Source organism: Bosea sp. 124, from assembly GCF_003046175.1.
Classification (GTDB): Bacteria; Pseudomonadota; Alphaproteobacteria; order Rhizobiales; family Beijerinckiaceae; genus Allobosea.
Genome location: NZ_PZZM01000001.1, coordinates 4,527,507 through 4,543,341 on the forward strand (window position 1 = coordinate 4,527,507; position 15,835 = coordinate 4,543,341).

The 15,835-nt window shown below is 66.4% G+C and carries 14 protein-coding genes; all 14 read left to right on the forward strand.

Translation table 11 applies throughout. The annotated features are described in order from the left end of the window. Positions 1 to 276 precede the first annotated feature (276 nt). The 14 genes from C8D03_RS26535 to C8D03_RS21555 all read left to right on the forward strand — a co-directional run bounded on the left by C8D03_RS26535 (position 277) and on the right by C8D03_RS21555 (position 15,835). Positions 277 to 471 carry a hypothetical protein gene (locus C8D03_RS26535; protein WP_108049533.1) on the forward strand — a complete coding sequence of 65 codons (195 nt, stop codon included), beginning with the start codon at positions 277 to 279 and terminating at the stop codon, positions 469 to 471. A gap of 67 nt (positions 472 to 538) precedes the next feature. After that, complete coding sequence (locus C8D03_RS21495) at positions 539 to 1,687, forward strand: DUF3313 domain-containing protein (protein ID WP_248308564.1); 1,149 nt, start codon at positions 539 to 541, stop codon at positions 1,685 to 1,687. 22 nt (positions 1,688 to 1,709) lie between these two features. Then, a complete protein-coding gene (locus C8D03_RS21500; RefSeq protein ID WP_108049534.1) occupies positions 1,710 to 2,879 on the forward strand; it encodes a patatin-like phospholipase family protein in 1,170 nt (389 codons plus the stop codon). Positions 2,880 to 2,941: 62 nt separating this feature from the next. Next, the gene (locus tag C8D03_RS21505; RefSeq protein WP_108049536.1) at positions 2,942 to 3,616 is read left to right on the forward strand and encodes an HAD hydrolase-like protein; all 675 of its coding nucleotides are present in this window, start codon (positions 2,942 to 2,944) and stop codon (positions 3,614 to 3,616) included. Between the two features lie 554 nt (positions 3,617 to 4,170). Then, complete coding sequence (locus tag C8D03_RS21510) at positions 4,171 to 5,016, forward strand: helix-turn-helix domain-containing protein (protein WP_108049538.1); 846 nt, start codon at positions 4,171 to 4,173, stop codon at positions 5,014 to 5,016. A gap of 122 nt (positions 5,017 to 5,138) precedes the next feature. Beyond that, positions 5,139 to 8,081 (forward strand): xanthine dehydrogenase family protein molybdopterin-binding subunit, encoded by a 2,943-nt coding sequence (locus C8D03_RS21515; protein WP_108049540.1) that lies wholly within the window; start codon positions 5,139 to 5,141, stop codon positions 8,079 to 8,081. Beyond that, positions 8,078 to 8,905 (forward strand): FAD binding domain-containing protein, encoded by an 828-nt coding sequence (locus C8D03_RS21520; protein ID WP_108049542.1) that lies wholly within the window; start codon positions 8,078 to 8,080, stop codon positions 8,903 to 8,905. The genes C8D03_RS21515 and C8D03_RS21520 overlap by 4 nt, the downstream gene beginning before the upstream one ends. After that, complete coding sequence (locus tag C8D03_RS21525) at positions 8,893 to 9,429, forward strand: (2Fe-2S)-binding protein (protein WP_108049544.1); 537 nt, start codon at positions 8,893 to 8,895, stop codon at positions 9,427 to 9,429. Before C8D03_RS21520 ends, C8D03_RS21525 begins: the two co-directional genes overlap by 13 nt. Continuing rightward, positions 9,422 to 10,966 carry an AMP-binding protein gene (locus C8D03_RS21530; RefSeq protein ID WP_108049547.1) on the forward strand — a complete coding sequence of 515 codons (1,545 nt, stop codon included), beginning with the start codon at positions 9,422 to 9,424 and terminating at the stop codon, positions 10,964 to 10,966. The genes C8D03_RS21525 and C8D03_RS21530 overlap by 8 nt, the downstream gene beginning before the upstream one ends. A 56-nt stretch (positions 10,967 to 11,022) precedes the next feature. Continuing rightward, a complete protein-coding gene (locus C8D03_RS21535; RefSeq protein WP_108049549.1) occupies positions 11,023 to 11,826 on the forward strand; it encodes an enoyl-CoA hydratase/isomerase family protein in 804 nt (267 codons plus the stop codon). Positions 11,827 to 11,909: 83 nt separating this feature from the next. Next, on the forward strand, positions 11,910 to 13,091 hold the full coding sequence (locus tag C8D03_RS21540; protein ID WP_108049551.1) for an ABC transporter substrate-binding protein: 1,182 nt from the start codon (positions 11,910 to 11,912) through the stop codon (positions 13,089 to 13,091). Positions 13,092 to 13,159: 68 nt separating this feature from the next. Next, positions 13,160 to 14,050 (forward strand): branched-chain amino acid ABC transporter permease, encoded by an 891-nt coding sequence (locus tag C8D03_RS21545; protein ID WP_108049553.1) that lies wholly within the window; start codon positions 13,160 to 13,162, stop codon positions 14,048 to 14,050. After that, positions 14,043 to 15,095, forward strand: a complete 1,053-nt coding sequence (locus C8D03_RS21550; RefSeq protein ID WP_108049555.1) for a branched-chain amino acid ABC transporter permease — start codon at positions 14,043 to 14,045, stop codon at positions 15,093 to 15,095. The genes C8D03_RS21545 and C8D03_RS21550 overlap by 8 nt, the downstream gene beginning before the upstream one ends. Beyond that, positions 15,092 to 15,835, forward strand: coding sequence for an ABC transporter ATP-binding protein (locus C8D03_RS21555; RefSeq protein WP_108049557.1), 744 nt, complete (start codon positions 15,092 to 15,094; stop codon positions 15,833 to 15,835). Before C8D03_RS21550 ends, C8D03_RS21555 begins: the two co-directional genes overlap by 4 nt.

Below are 15,835 nucleotides of genomic sequence, written 5' to 3' on the forward strand. Positions count from 1 at the left end.
GCGATGCGCGCAGGTCACAGGCGCACCATCCGGATCTCACCACGCTTCGCCAACCCGCTGTCGCTCGACAAGCGCGGTCACGAGGGGCGGTGGCGCCGCCGATGCCTGCGGCTCCGATCAGACTGAGAGTTTCGCCCGATGATTTCGGCCTGCTCCACCGTGCTCGTCCTGGCCCTCGTGGTCGGCCTGGCCGCGCCAGCCGGTGCAGTCCTGCAAGCGCAGTCTCCGGCTCGACAGGGAGCGCCTGGACCTTCCGTCGCGGTCACCAGGGCGAGCTTGAGCGAAATCGTCCAGGGCGTCGTCGTCCCGGCTCGACAGTGGCGCGCGACGAGGTTCTTCGCCTGCTTCATCGGCCAAGCCGAGCATGACGGCCATCGGCAAGCACATGGCACGACCGCAGCGGCGACTCCGGGTGAAGTGAGGGCGAAGGCGATGCTGCGCTCGATGCCGCGACCGCTGGCTGCCGAATGAACGGCGAGTGGCACTCCGCTGACATGTCAAACCCAAAGCAACCGGACTTACTCTCGGGAGCAACACAATGATCAGTATCCCTGTCTTCGACGTCGCCACATCCAACCCGGACCCATCATTCCGGCAGCCGAGGACGAAGCGTCATTGTCCCGCGGCGAAATCGATCTCCGCGCAGGGCTGCGTCTCGCCGCGCGGTCGGGGCGTTTCAGGTGACTGGGGCAAGACCGTCATGACCGTGGCGATGCTGGCATCGTTTGCCGCCGGCGGCGCAGCCCGGTTCCACGCTGGAAAACAGGGACGTTCAACCACAGCCCGCCGCGCCCTCGGCATGCGACACGGCCATATGATCGAAGCGTGCGGTGAGGGCTCGACGCGATCGTTCGGCAGCGCCGGGTTCGTTGGTCTGCTGGCCATGGTCGGTTCTCTGGCGGGCTGCGCCTCCGCGCCACTCGTACAAGGTGCCGGCCTGTCCTCCTACGACGCGATGACGCCTTCCGACGGGCTCATGACGAAGTCCCGAGCGCGCGTTCGCAAGGATCAAGTCTTGACGGCCAAGACGGTCAAGATCGTACCGACGTTATTCCCCGCCGCTCTTGCGCCGAATCTCTCCAATCAGCAGCGCCAACTTGTTGCGAACGCCGCGGATCGAGCACTCTGCGTCAGACTTAGTGATCGGTTCAAACTCGTGATGGCGGACGAACCGGCCGACCTGCTCGTGGGCGCTTCCGTCACCCAGGCGACCGAGACGAACGAAATTGCCGCGGGTGTTTCGGTCGCCACGTCAATCGGCATGAATTTCGTGGATATCGGCGTCCCGGTTCCGACACCGCGCATCCCGATCGGATTGGGGAGCCTCTCAATGGAGGCGGAAGCGATCGACCCAACGGGGCGGCAGCAAGCGGCCATGCTTTGGGCGAGGGGAGCGAACGTGCTCTTCAGCTCGGCCAGGGTCTCCAAGACGAGCGATGCCTATGATCTCGCGGACACATTCGGCGACGATTTCGGTTCGCTGCTCGTGAAAGGGGAAAGCCCTTTCGGCTCTTTTGGAATCGACCTCCCGTCCTTCCAGAAGATCGGATCGACGATGGGGCTCGCCCCGAAGTTCGTGGCCTGCGAACGGCACGGCCGGTACCCGGGCGTCTTCGGTCTCGTCGGAGATCAGCTCGGGTTGCCTCCCGAATGGACCGACAAGGGCGCCCGGCAGGCAGCCCGCTAGAGTTGGTCAGGCGGTGGTCGTCATGCCTCGGCTGGTCGCTATCCTCATAGCGGTATTCCTGGCTGGCTGCCTGGCGCCGGGCCGTATTCCCTATGGGTCGGGAGCCGCATCGACGGCCAGCATCGATGGGTTCGGCGATGTCCGGATCTATGCGGATTCGGGTGGAACACTGCCCCGAGCACGGACCTGGCTCCCGGTCTCGCGAAAGAAGGACGTCGACTACCTTGTCCTGTCGGGCGGTGGCGCGGGAGGCGCGTTCAGCGTCGGCGCGCTCAAGGCCTGGTCGGACAAGGGAGGACGACCCGAATTCGACATCGTCAGCGGCGTCAGCACGGGGGCGCTGATTGCGCCCTACGCCTTTCTCGGCCGCAGCTACGACAAGGCTCTCGTGGACCTCTACACGAGCGGCATTGCCGAGAAGCTCGTCGACATGGGTTTCCTGCCGCTCGGGCTGCTCGGCGCCAGTCTGCTGAAGCAGGAACCGCTCCGCGAAATGGTCGAACGCTATCTGACCCGCGACATCGTCGCGAAAATCGCTGCCGAGCATCGCAAGGGGCCCCGTCTGCTCGTTTTGACGTCGAACCTCGACTCCCAGAGAGCGGTGATCTGGAACATGGGCGCGATCGCGAACAGCAACCGGCCTGACGCGCTGACCCTGTTTCAGGACATCATCATGGCTTCGGCCAGCATTCCCGGGCTTTACCCGGCCGTGCTCATCAAGGTCAGGGCTGGCGGGCAGGTGTTTGAGGAAATGCATTCCGATGGCGGCTCGGCTTCCCAGATCCTGACTATTCCGGAGGGATGGATCGCCAATGCGGAGAACGAAGAGTGGCCCAAAGGGCCGAAAATCAACATTTATATCCTCATCAACAACGCCCTCATGCCGGAATTCTCGATGACCACGAACAACATGTTCATCGTCATGGCCAGAGCAAGTTCGTCGCTGATCAAAGCCCAGACGCGCAGCGCTCTGCTGGCCACTTACGCCTATAGCAAGAAGGCAGGCTTTCGGTTTCGAATGGCTTCGATCGATCGGGAGATATCCTATAACATGACAGAACCGTTCGGCACGAATTACATGCGCGCCGTATACACGCTGGGTTATGAAAAGATGGCCGGCGGCAGCTTCTGGAAGGACCGCCCTTCGTTTTCCGACAATGTCGCGGACATGCAGCGAGCGCCGGCACAATAGCTGCTCTGCCGTCGACCAAAGGATCGCCGATCGATCGGCACAGTTTTGCCCGGAGCACCCTGATGAACGTCCGCCCGACCAGCCACGGAATCGACGCCGCTTTCATCGTGCGCAAGCGCCTCGTCATCTTCGATTTCGACGGCACGCTGGCAGACAGCATCAACTGGTTCGGCGGTGTCGTGAACGAGCTGGCTCGACGCTACGACTTCAAGGAGACGACACCCGAGCAACGCGACGAACTTCGGCGCAAGTCGCCGCTGGAGATCCTTTCCGCGCTGGGAATTCCAAAGTGGCGATTGCCGTCGATCGTGAAGCACACGCGCGCACTCGCGGCGCAGAATATCGACCAGATCAAGCTTTTCGGATGGGTCGGCGATCTGCTTTCCGAATTGAAGTCGAATGGCATGCTGATCGCGGTCGTGAGCTCCAACTCGGCCGCAAATGTAAAATCGGTGCTCGGGCCCCATGCGTCGCTGATCGACCATTACGAGACGGGATCGTCGCTCCTGGCAAAATCGGCGAAATTCAAGCGGGTGCTCAAGCTGCTCGACATTCATCCTGGCGAGGCCGTATCGGTCGGCGACGAGGTCAGGGACATCGATGCGGCCGGCGGCGCGGGTATCGTGAGCATCGGGGTCGCATGGGGCGCGTCTCATTCCGATGCCCTGGTCGCGGCCAAAGCGGCCATCGTGGCGATAACATCAGAAGATCTGAGAACGTTGTTGTTGCCCCGATAGCTGGCCGCTGGACGAAAAATTCTCATCGTGCCTGTATTGCTGACGAATTACTGTCGAACGACGAAGAAAATAAGAGATACACATATAACGACCATTACTGCGGCGCAAACCCAGCAATCCACCAAGGGACCGATCAGGAATTCGTTGACCAGCAAGATCCCCCAAAGGGTGTTGTCCATGAAAATCTCCGCGTCACTCAAACGAGCGCGGACGATATGATCTGACAACCTTTCAGCAACCTGTCAGAGATATGCGCTGCAAACGCGCCTCCAGCATCGACGCATTGCCTGCCGGCGAGCACGCCGTGTCGGCCTGAACGATACCGGCAAGGTTCATCGGGCCGGCGCCTCAGCCCCGCTCAGAACCGCAAATCTCGATCAGAACCACCGCGGCTGCCAAATGCGGAGCGTCCGATGCCCGTCGACCGGCAGATCATTCGCCGCCGGCGGTTCGTATCGCGACACTCCGAAACGCCGCTTGCGGCGATGGGAAGGCGAGCACTACTGTATCCATGGGGGCCGTGTGATGAAAAACAGGCTTGGCGGGGAAACGGCATGTCGGATGCCTTGCGCATCGCGCATGGAGCTTTTGGGCGGGTGGCGCTGCTGGATATGGACCGAAGCCTGGTCCGTCACGCGCACCCCCATTGCCATGTCCTGCTCAAGGTCGATGGCGACGACACCCAGTTTCTGGTTGGAGATCACGTCGCGTCGCTGACCGACGATCTCGCCGTTCTGGTCAATGCCTGGGAACCGCACGCCTATATCCACGACCCGCGCCGCAAGAACGCGCTGATCCTGGCGCTCTATATCGAGCCTGAATGGCTGCGGAGCTTCCGGCCGAACTGGGCCGCCAGCGGCGCGCCCGGCTTCTTCGAGCACTCGGCCGGGGAGGTGACCGCACCGATCCGCCAGACCGCGCTCGATCTCGCCGCCGAGATGGTCCATGAGCCGGGCGCGTCGCGCCGGCAGGAGAATCTGCTCTCGGAGCTGATGATCGCCGTGATCGAACGCTTCACGCCGTGGCGGACGGTCGGCGCTTCGCTGCGCGAGATTGCCCGCTCCAGTGCGATCGACTGGCGGGTTGGCCGCGCGATCTCGTTGATGCGCTCGAACCCGTCAGCCACGCTGAGCACCGAGAAGCTGGCGAAGGAAGCCGGCCTGTCACGGGCGCATTTCTTTCGCGTCTTCGAGGATTCGACCGGCGTGACCCCCCATGTCTTCCTCAACGTGCTCAAGGTCGAGCTGGCCGTGGGAGCGATCGTCGAGGGCGATGAGACCTTCGCGGCGATTGGAGACAGGCTGGGCTTCAGCGCTCCGGCTCACTTCACCCGGTTTTTTCGCGACCATTGCAGCGTCGCGCCCAGCGAGTTCCGCCAGGTGGCGCGGCTGGGGAGATAGCACCCGCTTTTTGAGACTTTTCGGTAAGTCGCGAGACCCTGCGGGATCGCGCCGGCGCGGCTGATCGCCGAGCCTCGTTCCCAGACGCCGTTTGCAAGAGCGTCATCGGGAGCAGGCACCAGGTGAAGAGCGAAACCATCTCGTGGACGGGTCAGTCCGTGGAGCGCGTCGAGGACGCGGCCCTGCTGACCGGTCGCGGGCGTTTCATCGACGATCTCGGCGTCAGGCCCGGCACGCTCCATGCGGCAATCCTGCGCTCGCCCCACGCCCATGCCGAAATCCTCGGGATCGACATCGCCACGGCCGCCGCCATGCCGGGCGTCGCTGCGGTCATCACAGGGCGCGACCTGGCCACGCTCACGACACCGATGGTCGCGGGGCTCAAGGTTGCGGTCGAGAACTGGCCGATGGCGGTCGAGCGCGTGCGCTATGTCGGCGAGCCCGTCGCCATCGTCGTGGCGCAGGACCGCTACCTCGCGGAGGATGCAGTCGATGCGGTCGAGGTCGAATACGACCCGCTTCCCTGCGTCGTCGATACGCTCGCGAGCCTCGAAGCGGGAGCGCCTGTGCTCCATGACAAGACCGGAGCCAACCTCGTCAGCGACCGGTATTTTCGCTATGGCGATCCCGATGCCGCCTTCGGCGAGGCCGCGCATCGGGTGTCCGTCTCCGTCTCCTATCCGCGCAACACCGGCGCGCCGATGGAGACCTTCGGGGTCGTCGCCGAATATGACCCGCATGAGGATGTCTACGACATCCTCGCCAATTTCCAGGGTCCGTTCAGCATCCATGCGGTGCTTGCCCGCTGCCTGAAGGTGCCGGGCAATCGCTTGCGGCTACGCATGCCGCCGGATTCGGGCGGCAGCTTCGGCGTCAAGCAGGGTGTTGCGCCCTATGCGGTGCTGCTTGGCGTCGCCGCGCGGATGACAGGGCGGCCGGTGAAATGGATCGAGGACCGGCTCGAGCATCTGGGCGCCGCCGTCGCGGCCACCAACCGCGTCACCACGCTGAAGGCGGCGGTGACGGTGCAGGGCCGCATCACGGCGCTGGACTGGGACCAGGTCGAAGATTGCGGCGCCTATCCGCGCGCGCCCGAGCCCGCCACGCTCTACCGCATGCACGGCAATATGACCGGCGCCTACGACATCCGAAACCTGGCGATCCGCAACCGCGTGGTCCTCACCAACAAGGCCCCGACGGGCCTCGTGCGCGGGTTCGGCGGCCCGCAGGTCTATTACGCGCTGGAGCGGCTGATGCAGCGCATCGCGGTCGAACTTCGGCTCGATCCGCTGGCGGTGATCCGCGCCAACCTGATTCCGGCCGGCGCCTTTCCCTACCGCACGGCCTCGGGCGCGCTTTACGATTCAGGCGATTACATCAAGGCCTTCGATCTCGCTCTCGCCGAGGGGCGACTCGCCGATCTCCAGGCCCGTCGCGATGCCGCCCGCGCCGCGGGCAAGCGCTACGGCATCGGTTTTGCCGCCGCCGTCGAGCCCAGCGTTTCCAATATGGGCTACATCACCGCGGTCCTGACCGCTGCCGAGAGAAAGAAGGCCGGGCCGAAGAACGGCGCCCAGGCCACCGCGACGGTGTCGCTCGATCCGGTCGGCTCGGTCAGCGTTCATGTCGCCTCCGTTCCGCAGGGGCAGGGCCACCGCACCGTGCTGGCGCAGGTCGTCGCCGATGTCTTCGGCCTGCCGCACCACGACATCCGCATCGTCGCCGATCTCGACACCGGCAAGGATGCCTGGTCGATCGCCTCGGGCAACTACTCCAGCCGTTTTGCCGCCGCCGTTGCCGGCACGGCGCATCTCGCGGCAACCCGCCTGCGCGACAAGCTCGGCCTGATCGCGGCGAGCCAGGTCGGCGTCGATCCGGACCAGATCGGCTTCGCCGGAGGCGCCGTCTTCGCCAAGGGCGAGCCCGGGAAGGCGATGCCCTTCGCCCGCGTCGCGGCGCTGAGCCACTGGTCGCCGGCGCTGCTGCCCGCGGGCGTCGATCAGGCGATCCGTGAGACCGCCTTCTGGACGCCGCCCGAGCTTTCGGCGCCGAGCGAGGACGATCAGGTCAACTCCTCACTTTGCCACGGCTTCATTTTCGACATGGCCGGTGTCGAGGTCGATCCTGTCAGCGGCAAGGTTCGTATCGATCGCTACGTCACCATGCATGATTGCGGGCGGATCCTGCATCCCGGCATGGTCGAAGGGCAGATCAGGGGCGGTTTCGCCCAGGCCCTCGGTGCGACGCTCTACGAGGAACTCGCCTATGGCGAGGACGGCGCCTTCCTGACCGGAACCTTCGCCGACTATCTGCTGCCGACGGCGACCGAAACGCCCGACATCGACATCCTGCATATCGAGACGCCGTCGCCGTTCACGCCGCTCGGCGCCAAGGGGGTCGGCGAAGGCAACTGCATGTCGACGCCGGTCTGTCTCGCCAACGCGATCGCCGACGCGCTCGGGGTCGCGGAACTCGACCTGCCGCTCAACCCCGCCAGGGTCGCGGCGCTCGCGGCCGCGCCGGAACCTCCGCGCCCCGAGACGGATCGCGCGGCCGTGACGGCCAGGCCCGGCGACCGCGCCTTGCGCGGTGAGGGCCAGGCCAGGGTCGCGGCGGCGCCGGAGGCGGTCTGGGCGATGCTGCTCGATGTCGACACGCTCGCCTCGATCATTCCAGGCTGCCACGGCGTCAAGCAACTGTCGGACACGCATTTCAAGGCCGATGTCACGCTCGGCGTCGGACCGGTGAAGGGCCGCTACAAGGCCGAGATCAAACTCTCCGATCTCGTCGCGCCGCAAGCTGCGACCCTGACAGGCTCGGTCTCGGGGGCGCTCGGCACCGGCGGCGGCTCCGGCCGCGTCACGCTCGCGGCGGGCGAGGGTGGCGGCACGCTCATCGCCTATACCTACGAGGCTGCCGTTGGCGGCAAGGTCGCCGCGATCGGCGGCCGGCTTCTCGACGGCGCGGCCAAGGCCATCATCGGCCAGTTCTTCGCTGCACTCGCCCGCAAGGCGTCGCCCGCCCGGCCGGGCCTCATCGCCCGCCTGTTTCGGAGGCGTGCATGAAGCCCGCTGCCTTCGACTACATCCGGGCCGGCGACCTTCAGGAGGCGCTCGACGCGCTGGACCGGCACGGTTCCGACGCCCGCATCATCGCCGGCGGTCAGTCGCTGCTGCCGATGCTGAACATGCGGCTGGCGAGGCCGTCGGTGCTGATCGACATCATGGGCATTGCCGGGCTGGACGCGGTCAGGCGCGACGGTGACGCGATCGTCGTGCCGGCCGGCGTCCGCCAGGCCGCACTGATGAAACGTGCCGACCTTGCCGGCGAGCAACCGCTGTTGGCGGCTGCACTGCCTTGGCTCGGCCATTACCAGACGCGGGCGCGGGGCACGGTCTGCGGCTCGGCCGCCCATGCCGATCCCAGTGCCGAAATCCCGCTCTGCCTCGTCGCGCTCGACGGCGAGATCAGGCTGCGTTCGCGCCGCAAGCGCCGCAGCGTCAAGGCGAGCGGCTTCTTCGGCGGCATGATGGTGACGGACAAGGGCGATGACGAACTGATCGAGGCGGTCGCCTTTCCCGCCGCCAGGCCCGGCACCGGCTACGCCTTCCGCGAGGTTGCGCGCCGCCATGGCGACTTCGCCATCGTCGCCTGCGCGGCGGTCGTGACGCCAGACGCGATCCATCTCGCCGTCGCTGGCGTTGCCGACAAGCCGGAGCGCCGCAGCCTCCCGCTGCTCGACGGCTCGGCGCTCACCGATGCGCTGAACGCCTTCGCCTGGGATCTCGATGCTCGCGAGGATCTGCACGCCACCGCGCGGCTGCGGCGCGATCTCGTGCGTTCGCTCGGCCTGTCGACGATCGAGGAGGCCAGGCGATGCCGCGCCTGAACGCTGCAAGCCGCCACCGCATCGGCTTCACCCTGAACGGCAGGCAAGTCTCGCTGGAGGCAGAGCCGCGCCTGCTGGCGAGCGATGCGCTGCGCCATGGACTCGGCGCCACCGGCACCCATGTCGGCTGCGAGCATGGCGTCTGCGGCGCCTGCACGATCCAGATCGACGGCCAGCCGGCCCGCGCCTGTCTGACGCTCGCAGTCCAGCTCGAAGGCCGCGACGTGACCACGGTCGAGGGGCTTGCCCCGGGACAGGACCGGCTCTCGGTGATGCAGGCCGCGTTCCGGCGCCATCACGCGCTGCAATGCGGCTTCTGTACCGCCGGCATCCTGATGTCGCTCGACGCCTATCTGCGCGAGGAGCCCGAGCCCAGCGAACAGGCGCTTCGCGAGGTCGTCGGCGGCCATCTCTGCCGCTGTACCGGCTACACGCCGATCATCCAGGCGGCGCTCGAAGCCGCCGCCCTCCTGCGGGGCGAGCCTGCGCTGAAACCTCAACTTCGGGGGCCTGCCCATGTTTGATCTCGGCACCAGCTTCCTTGCGAGCGTGGCGCGCGACCCCGATGCGCTCGCCATCGTCGACGGCGATGTCCGGCTGACCTACGCGCAGTGGCTCGGGCGGATTTCGTCGCTGGTCGCCGCCTTCGACACGATGGGCCTGAAAGCCGGAGACCATTTCGTCACCATCCTGCAGAACCGCTGGGAGGCGGCGAGCCTGCACTGGGCCTGTCAGTTCGCCGGGCTGACGATTACGCCGATCAACTGGCGCGCGAAGCCGGACGAAATCGATTTCGTGATCGAGAACTGCGGCGCGAAGGCCATCGCCTTCGAAGCCGTGGCCGCGCACGCCTTGGCCGAGAGCGAAACGGCGGCTGCGATCCCGCGCATCGCGGTCGGGGCCGATGCCGGGCCGGGCGGCCTGACCTTCGACGAGATGGCAGCCGCCCCGGCGCTCGCAGCCACGCCGCGCGTGGCGGCCGACGCGCTGTCGCTGATGCTGTACACCTCCGGCACGACCGCGAAGCCCAAGGGCGTACCGCGCCGGCATCGGGCCGAGCGCATGGCAGGCCTCGCCCATGTCGCGCAGAACCTCTACGGGCGCGGCGAGCGCACGCTCGGCGTGATGCCGCTCTATCACACCATGGGCGTCCGCTCGCTCGTCGCCATGTCGCTGATCGGCGGCGTCTTCGTCTGCCTGCCGCGCTTCGACGTCGCCAGGGCGCTGGAACTGATCGAGGCGGAGAGGATCACCAACCTCTACCTCGTGCCGACGCTGTATCACGACGTCGTCCACCACCCGCGCTTCACGCAGACGGATGTCTCCAGCGTGCGCAAGCTCGGTTTCGCCGGCGCGCCGATGACCGACGGCCTGCTCGGAAAGCTGACCGAGGCCTTCTCACCCGAGCTCTTCGTCAACCATTACGGCTCATCGGAGATCTACACCTTCACGATCAACCAGAGGGCGGCCGAAAAGCCGGGCTCTGCCGGCAAGGCCGGCCTCAACCAGCTCATCCGCGTGGTCAGGCTCGGCGCGAGCGGCGCCGACGATCTCGCCGCGCCGGGCGAGGAGGGCGAGATCGTCGCGCTCGCCAAGAGCGACGAGGCCTTCGAGGGCTACTGGAAGCGCCCGGAAGCCGACGCCAAATCGCTGCGCGGCGGCTGGTACTTCACCGGCGATACCGGATATTTCGACGCCGATGGCGATCTCTACGTCTCCGGCCGCGTCGATGACATGATCATCACCGGCGGCGAGAACGTCTCGCCCGTCGAGATCGAGAGCTGCCTGTCCCTGCACCCCGGCGTTCTCGAGGTCGCGGTCGTCGGTCTGCCCGACGAGCGCTGGGGCAAGATCGTCGTCGCCTTCGTCCAGCGTGGCGGGCCGGTGACGGCCGACGAACTCGACGCCCATTGCAAGGCCACCGGGCTGGCCAACTTCAAGCGGCCGCGCCGGTTCGAGTTCGTCAAGGCCATTCCGAAATCGCCGGTGGGCAAGCTGCTGCGCCGCCAGCTCGTCGCAGGCGAGTTCGAGCCCGAACAGCCCGGCAGCGCCGCCGCCTGACAACATGTTCAAAACCTCAGACCCCCAAGCCAAGACGCTGCCAAGAAAGGTTTCTCATGAATTCGGTTACACCCACGCACCCGGCTCTGATCGATCTCGACGGCTTCTCTGTCGAGATCGATGCGACCCGCGAGCGCGCCGACATCATCCTCAACCGTCCGCCGATGAACGTGATCTCGATGCCGCAGCGCGACCAGCTGCGGAAGGTCTTCGAGGCGCTCGACGAGGATGATCGCGTCCGCGTCATCGTGCTGCGCGCCATCGGCGAGAATTTCTCCTCCGGGGGCTACATCAAGGGCTTCCTCGAGGCCTCGCCGGAGCATGTCTCGAAGCTCGCCTGGAACATCGCCGCCCCGGCGCGCTGCGCCAAGCCGGTCGTCGTCGCCAATCGCGGCTATGCCTTCGGCGTCGGCTTCGAGATCTCGCTCGCCTGTGATTTCCGGATCGTCTCGGAGACCTGCCAATACGCGCTGCCCGAGCAGAAGCTCGGCCAGATCCCCGGCTCGGGCGGCTCGGCCCGGCTGCAGAAGATGGTCGGCATCACCCGCACCAAGGACATCGTGATGCGCTCGAAGCGCATTCCCGGGCGGCAGGCTCTGGACTGGGGCGTCGCCACGGAATGCGTGCCCGATGGCGAGCTGGAAGCGGCGACCGACAGGCTGGTCGACGAACTGCGCGGCTTTTCGCCGATGGCCCAGCGCACCGCCAAGAAGCTCCTCAACGATACCGAGGATTCGACCCTCTCGATCGCGATCGAGCTGGAGGGGCATTGCTACAGCCGCCTGCGCCAGTCCGACGATTTCCGGGAGGGCGTCGAGGCCTTCCACGGCAAGCGCGCCCCGAAATTCATCGGGAGCTGAAACGATCCGCGCGGCGGGATCACCGCCGCGCGGCCGCCTGAGCCTTCGAGAAGCACAACAAGCACAACATAAAGGGAAACGTCATGGCATCCGCAATCATCAAGACCCTCTTCGGTGGCCTGCTTGCCGCCACCGCCCTGTCGGGCGGCGCGCTCGCCCAGAGCGGCCCGATCAAGATCGGCGTCGTCACGCCGCTTTCGGGCACCTACACGCCGATCGGCCAGCAGGTCCGCTGGGGTCTGGAGCTCGCCGCCAAGGAACTCAATGCAGCTGGCGGCATTGCCGGCCGGCAGGTCTCGCTGGTCTTCGAGGACGAGGAGGCCAACCCCGCGGTCGCCGTGCAGAAGGCCGAGAAGCTGTTCCAGGTCGAGAAGGTCGATTTCCTCACCGGCACGGTGAATTCCGGCTCGACCCTTGCCGTTGCCCAGCTCGCCGAGCGTAACGGCAAGCTTGCGGCAACGACCGTTTCCTTTGCCGACTCGATCACTACCGACAAATGCTCGCCCAACATGTTCCGGGTCAACGCGCGCGCCGAGCAGCAGTCCGTCGCACTTGCCGCCTGGCTCGCCAAGGAGAAGCCCAAGGCGAAGATCTATTATCTCGGTCCCGACTACGAGATGGGCCGATCGACCGTGGCGGCCTTCAAGTCGAGCGCCGAGAAGTCCGGTGCGCAGACGGGCGGCGAGGTCTTCGCCCCGCTCGACAGCAAGGACTACACCCAGTATTTCGGCCAGATTCGGGCGACTCGTCCGCAGGTCATCTACACCTCCGTCGCCGGCAACGACACGGTGCGCCTGCTGACCCAGCTTCAGGATTTCGGCCTGCTGTCAGGCCTCAGCGTCGTCGGCGCCTCCGGCACCGTGACCTCGCAGAACATTACGGCGATCGGCGCCGCCGCCGAGGGCTTCGCCACCGGCGTCGGCTATTCGCCGCAGATCGACAGCCCCGAGAACAAGACGTTCGTCGCCGCTTTCCGCGAGGCCAACAAGACCGATCCGGACCTGTATGGCGCCGACAGCTACGGCTTGCTCTTCGCCTACAAGGCGGCCGTCGAGAAGGCGGGCTCGACCGAGACCGACAAGGTCCGCGAGGCATTGCGCGGCCTGACCTGGCAGACCCCGCAGGGGGCGAAGACGATCCGCGCCGGCGACCATCAGGCGATGCAGCCGATGTATGTGGTGCGCGTCACCAAGGGCAAGTTCGACATCATCGACAACGTCTCCGCCGAAAACGCGATCGGGCCGGACGCCTGCGCACGCTTCTGAGCGCCCAACCGGCCCCTTCCCCTCCGGGGGAAGGGGCGTCGCGCCGCGTTCCGCATGGAGGCACCGCCATGACCGCTATCGACTATCTCCAATTCGTCCTCGCCCCGCAGGTCGTGAACGGGCTCGCACTCGGGGTCGCGGTCGTGCTGGTGGCGCTCGGGCTGACGATCATCTTCGGCATGCTCGACGTCATCAACATGAGCCATGGCGAGTTCTACGCCATCGGGGCCTATGCGGCGCTCGCGCTGGGTGCGGCCGGCATCGGCTTCTGGTTCCTGCTCGTACTGGTGCCGGTCCTGATGGTTCCGCTCGGCATGGCGGCCGAGCGCCTGCTAATACGGCCGGTCTTCGACACGAAGGACCGCCACGTCACGACCCTGCTCGTCACCTTCGGTCTCGGACTCATCGTCGAGGACGTGCTGAAGATCATCTTCGGTGCCAACACCCAGCGCCCGCCGACCCCGATCCCCGGTGCGACCGAGATCCTCGGGATCATCCTGCCGAACTACCGGCTGTTTCTGATCCTGGTCGGAGCGGCCATCGTCCTGGCCGTGGCGTATGTGGTCTACAAGACGCGGCTGGGGGCGATGGTCCGCGCCGCTGCCTTCGACCGCAACATGGCAGCCTCGCTCGGCGTGCCCGTCTCGCTGGTCTATGCGGGCACCTTTGCCTTCGGTGTCGGCCTCGCCGGTCTCGCCGGCGTTCTGCTCGCGCCGATCTATTCGGTGTTCCCGACGATGGGGCGGGACTTCATCCTGCTTGCCTTCACGGTCGTGATCGTCGGCGGCATGGGCTCGATCTGGGGCGCGGTCGTCGCTGGCCTTCTGCTAACGCAGGTGCAGGCGCTCGCGAGCCTCGTGATCTCGCCGGTCTGGACCGACCCGATCGTCTTCGGGACGATGGTCGCCTTCCTGGTTTTTCGCCCGCAGGGCCTGTTCGGGAGGCTCGGCCATGCATGACCGGCTGACGCAATCCATGCGCGCGAGCCATCTGCTCGCCGCGTTCTTCGTCCTCGCCGCCCTTGGGCTCGCCGCGACAGGCGCCGCCACCGGGGACAGCTTCTATCTGCGGCTCGGCACCGAAGCGCTGATCTTCGCCGGGCTCGCCCTGTCGGTCGATCTGCTGCTGGGCTATTCCGGCGCGCTCTCGCTCGGACAGGCGCTCTATTTCGGCGTCGGCGCCTATGTCTCGGCGCTGACCTTGATGAAGGTTCCGTCCTTCTGGCTGGCGATGGGCGCGGCTTTCGCGGCATCGCTGGTCACGGCGATCATCGGCGGGCTGATCGCCAACCGGGTGAGGGGGGTCTATTTCGCGCTGATCACCTTCGGACTGGCGCAGGTCATGGCCAAGGTCGTCTACAACACCCGTGAACTGGGCGCCTCGGACGGCATGATCGGCATCCCGGTCGTCGAGATCGGCTTCGGGCCCGTCTCGGTCTCGGCCGGCAGCCCCGCCGGGTTCTTCCTGATCGTCCTCGCTATCATCATGGGCCTCTACGCCCTGACCGCCTATCTGGTCGATACGCCCTTCGGGCGCGTGCTGACGGCGCTGAAAGCCAATGAGCGGCGCGTGCCCTTCCTCGGATACTCCGTCTGGCGCGCGCGCATGGCGGCCTATGTGCTGGCGGGCGTGATCGCCGGGCTGTCGGGCGCGCTCTACCCGATGCTGCGCGGCTTCGTCTCGCCGGAGCTGATGTTCTTCGCCACCTCGGGCAATGCGGTGATCTCCGTGGTGCTCGGCGGTGTCGGGACGCTGATCGGCGCGATCTACGGGGCGGTCCTGCTGGTGGTCCTGAAGTCGATCATCGGGAGCTGGACCGAGCACCATCTCATCGTCATCGGCCTGCTTTTCATGCTGTGCGTGATGTTCCTGCCCAAGGGGCTGGCCGGGCTCGTCAGGCCGCGCATCGCTGCGCTGCTGGAGCGCCGCAAACAGGGCCCACGGGCCGGCGCCGCGCCGGCCGATCTCGGCTCCGTCGCCGTCAAACCCGGGAGCACATCGTGACCACCCCCGTCCTCGACATCCGCGACCTCGGCATTTCCTTCGGCGGCCTGAAGGCCGTCGACCAGGTCAGCTTTCAGGCCCGGCGCCACAAGATCACGACCGTGATCGGGCCCAATGGCGCGGGCAAATCGACCCTGTTCAACCTGATCAGCGGGGCGCTGAAGCCCCATCGCGGTCAGATCATGATCGATGGCGTCGACATGACCGGGGCTGCGCCCGAGCGCACCAAGGCCGCGGGCCTGTCGCGCTCGTTCCAGATCACGAGCCTGTTTCCCGAACTCACCGTCGCGGAAAACCTCAGGCTTGCGGCGCAGGTGCTGGAGCCGACCGGGCGAGCCTTCCTGCCGATCCGCCGTTCGGTCCGGGCGATGAGCAAGACGGAGCAGATGCTGGAGCGCTTCCAGCTCTCCCGCCGGCGCGACGAACTGGCCGGCAATCTCTCGCATGGCGACCAGCGCCGGCTCGAGATCGCGGTCTGCCTTGCCTCGGAGCCCAAGATTCTGCTGCTCGACGAACCCACCCAGGGCATGAGCCATGGCGACACGGCCGATACGGCCAGGCTCGTCCGGAGCCTGACCGAGGACGTCACCGTGCTCCTGATCGAGCACGATATCGGGCTGGTCATGGATCTGTCGGACCATGTCGTCGTCATGCATCAGGGCCGCAAGCTGGCGGAGGGGCCGCCCGACGTCGTGCGCGCCGACCCGGCCGTGCAGGCCGCCTATTTCGGACATCACTGA

Excerpts from the sequence above, each read along its gene's own strand:
- C8D03_RS21495 (WP_248308564.1), top strand. The coding sequence starts at position 539 with ATGATCAGTATCCCTGTCTTCGACGTCGCCACATCCAACCCGGACCCA.
- C8D03_RS21500 (WP_108049534.1), top strand. The coding sequence starts at position 1,710 with ATGCCTCGGCTGGTCGCTATCCTCATAGCGGTATTCCTGGCTGGCTGC.
- C8D03_RS21505 (WP_108049536.1), top strand. The coding sequence starts at position 2,942 with ATGAACGTCCGCCCGACCAGCCACGGAATCGACGCCGCTTTCATCGTG.
- C8D03_RS21510 (WP_108049538.1), top strand. The coding sequence starts at position 4,171 with ATGTCGGATGCCTTGCGCATCGCGCATGGAGCTTTTGGGCGGGTGGCG.
- C8D03_RS21520 (WP_108049542.1), top strand. The coding sequence starts at position 8,078 with ATGAAGCCCGCTGCCTTCGACTACATCCGGGCCGGCGACCTTCAGGAG.
- C8D03_RS21525 (WP_108049544.1), top strand. The coding sequence starts at position 8,893 with ATGCCGCGCCTGAACGCTGCAAGCCGCCACCGCATCGGCTTCACCCTG.
- C8D03_RS21530 (WP_108049547.1), top strand. The coding sequence starts at position 9,422 with ATGTTTGATCTCGGCACCAGCTTCCTTGCGAGCGTGGCGCGCGACCCC.
- C8D03_RS21535 (WP_108049549.1), top strand. The coding sequence starts at position 11,023 with ATGAATTCGGTTACACCCACGCACCCGGCTCTGATCGATCTCGACGGC.
- C8D03_RS21540 (WP_108049551.1), top strand. The coding sequence starts at position 11,910 with ATGGCATCCGCAATCATCAAGACCCTCTTCGGTGGCCTGCTTGCCGCC.
- C8D03_RS21545 (WP_108049553.1), top strand. The coding sequence starts at position 13,160 with ATGACCGCTATCGACTATCTCCAATTCGTCCTCGCCCCGCAGGTCGTG.
- C8D03_RS21550 (WP_108049555.1), top strand. The coding sequence starts at position 14,043 with ATGCATGACCGGCTGACGCAATCCATGCGCGCGAGCCATCTGCTCGCC.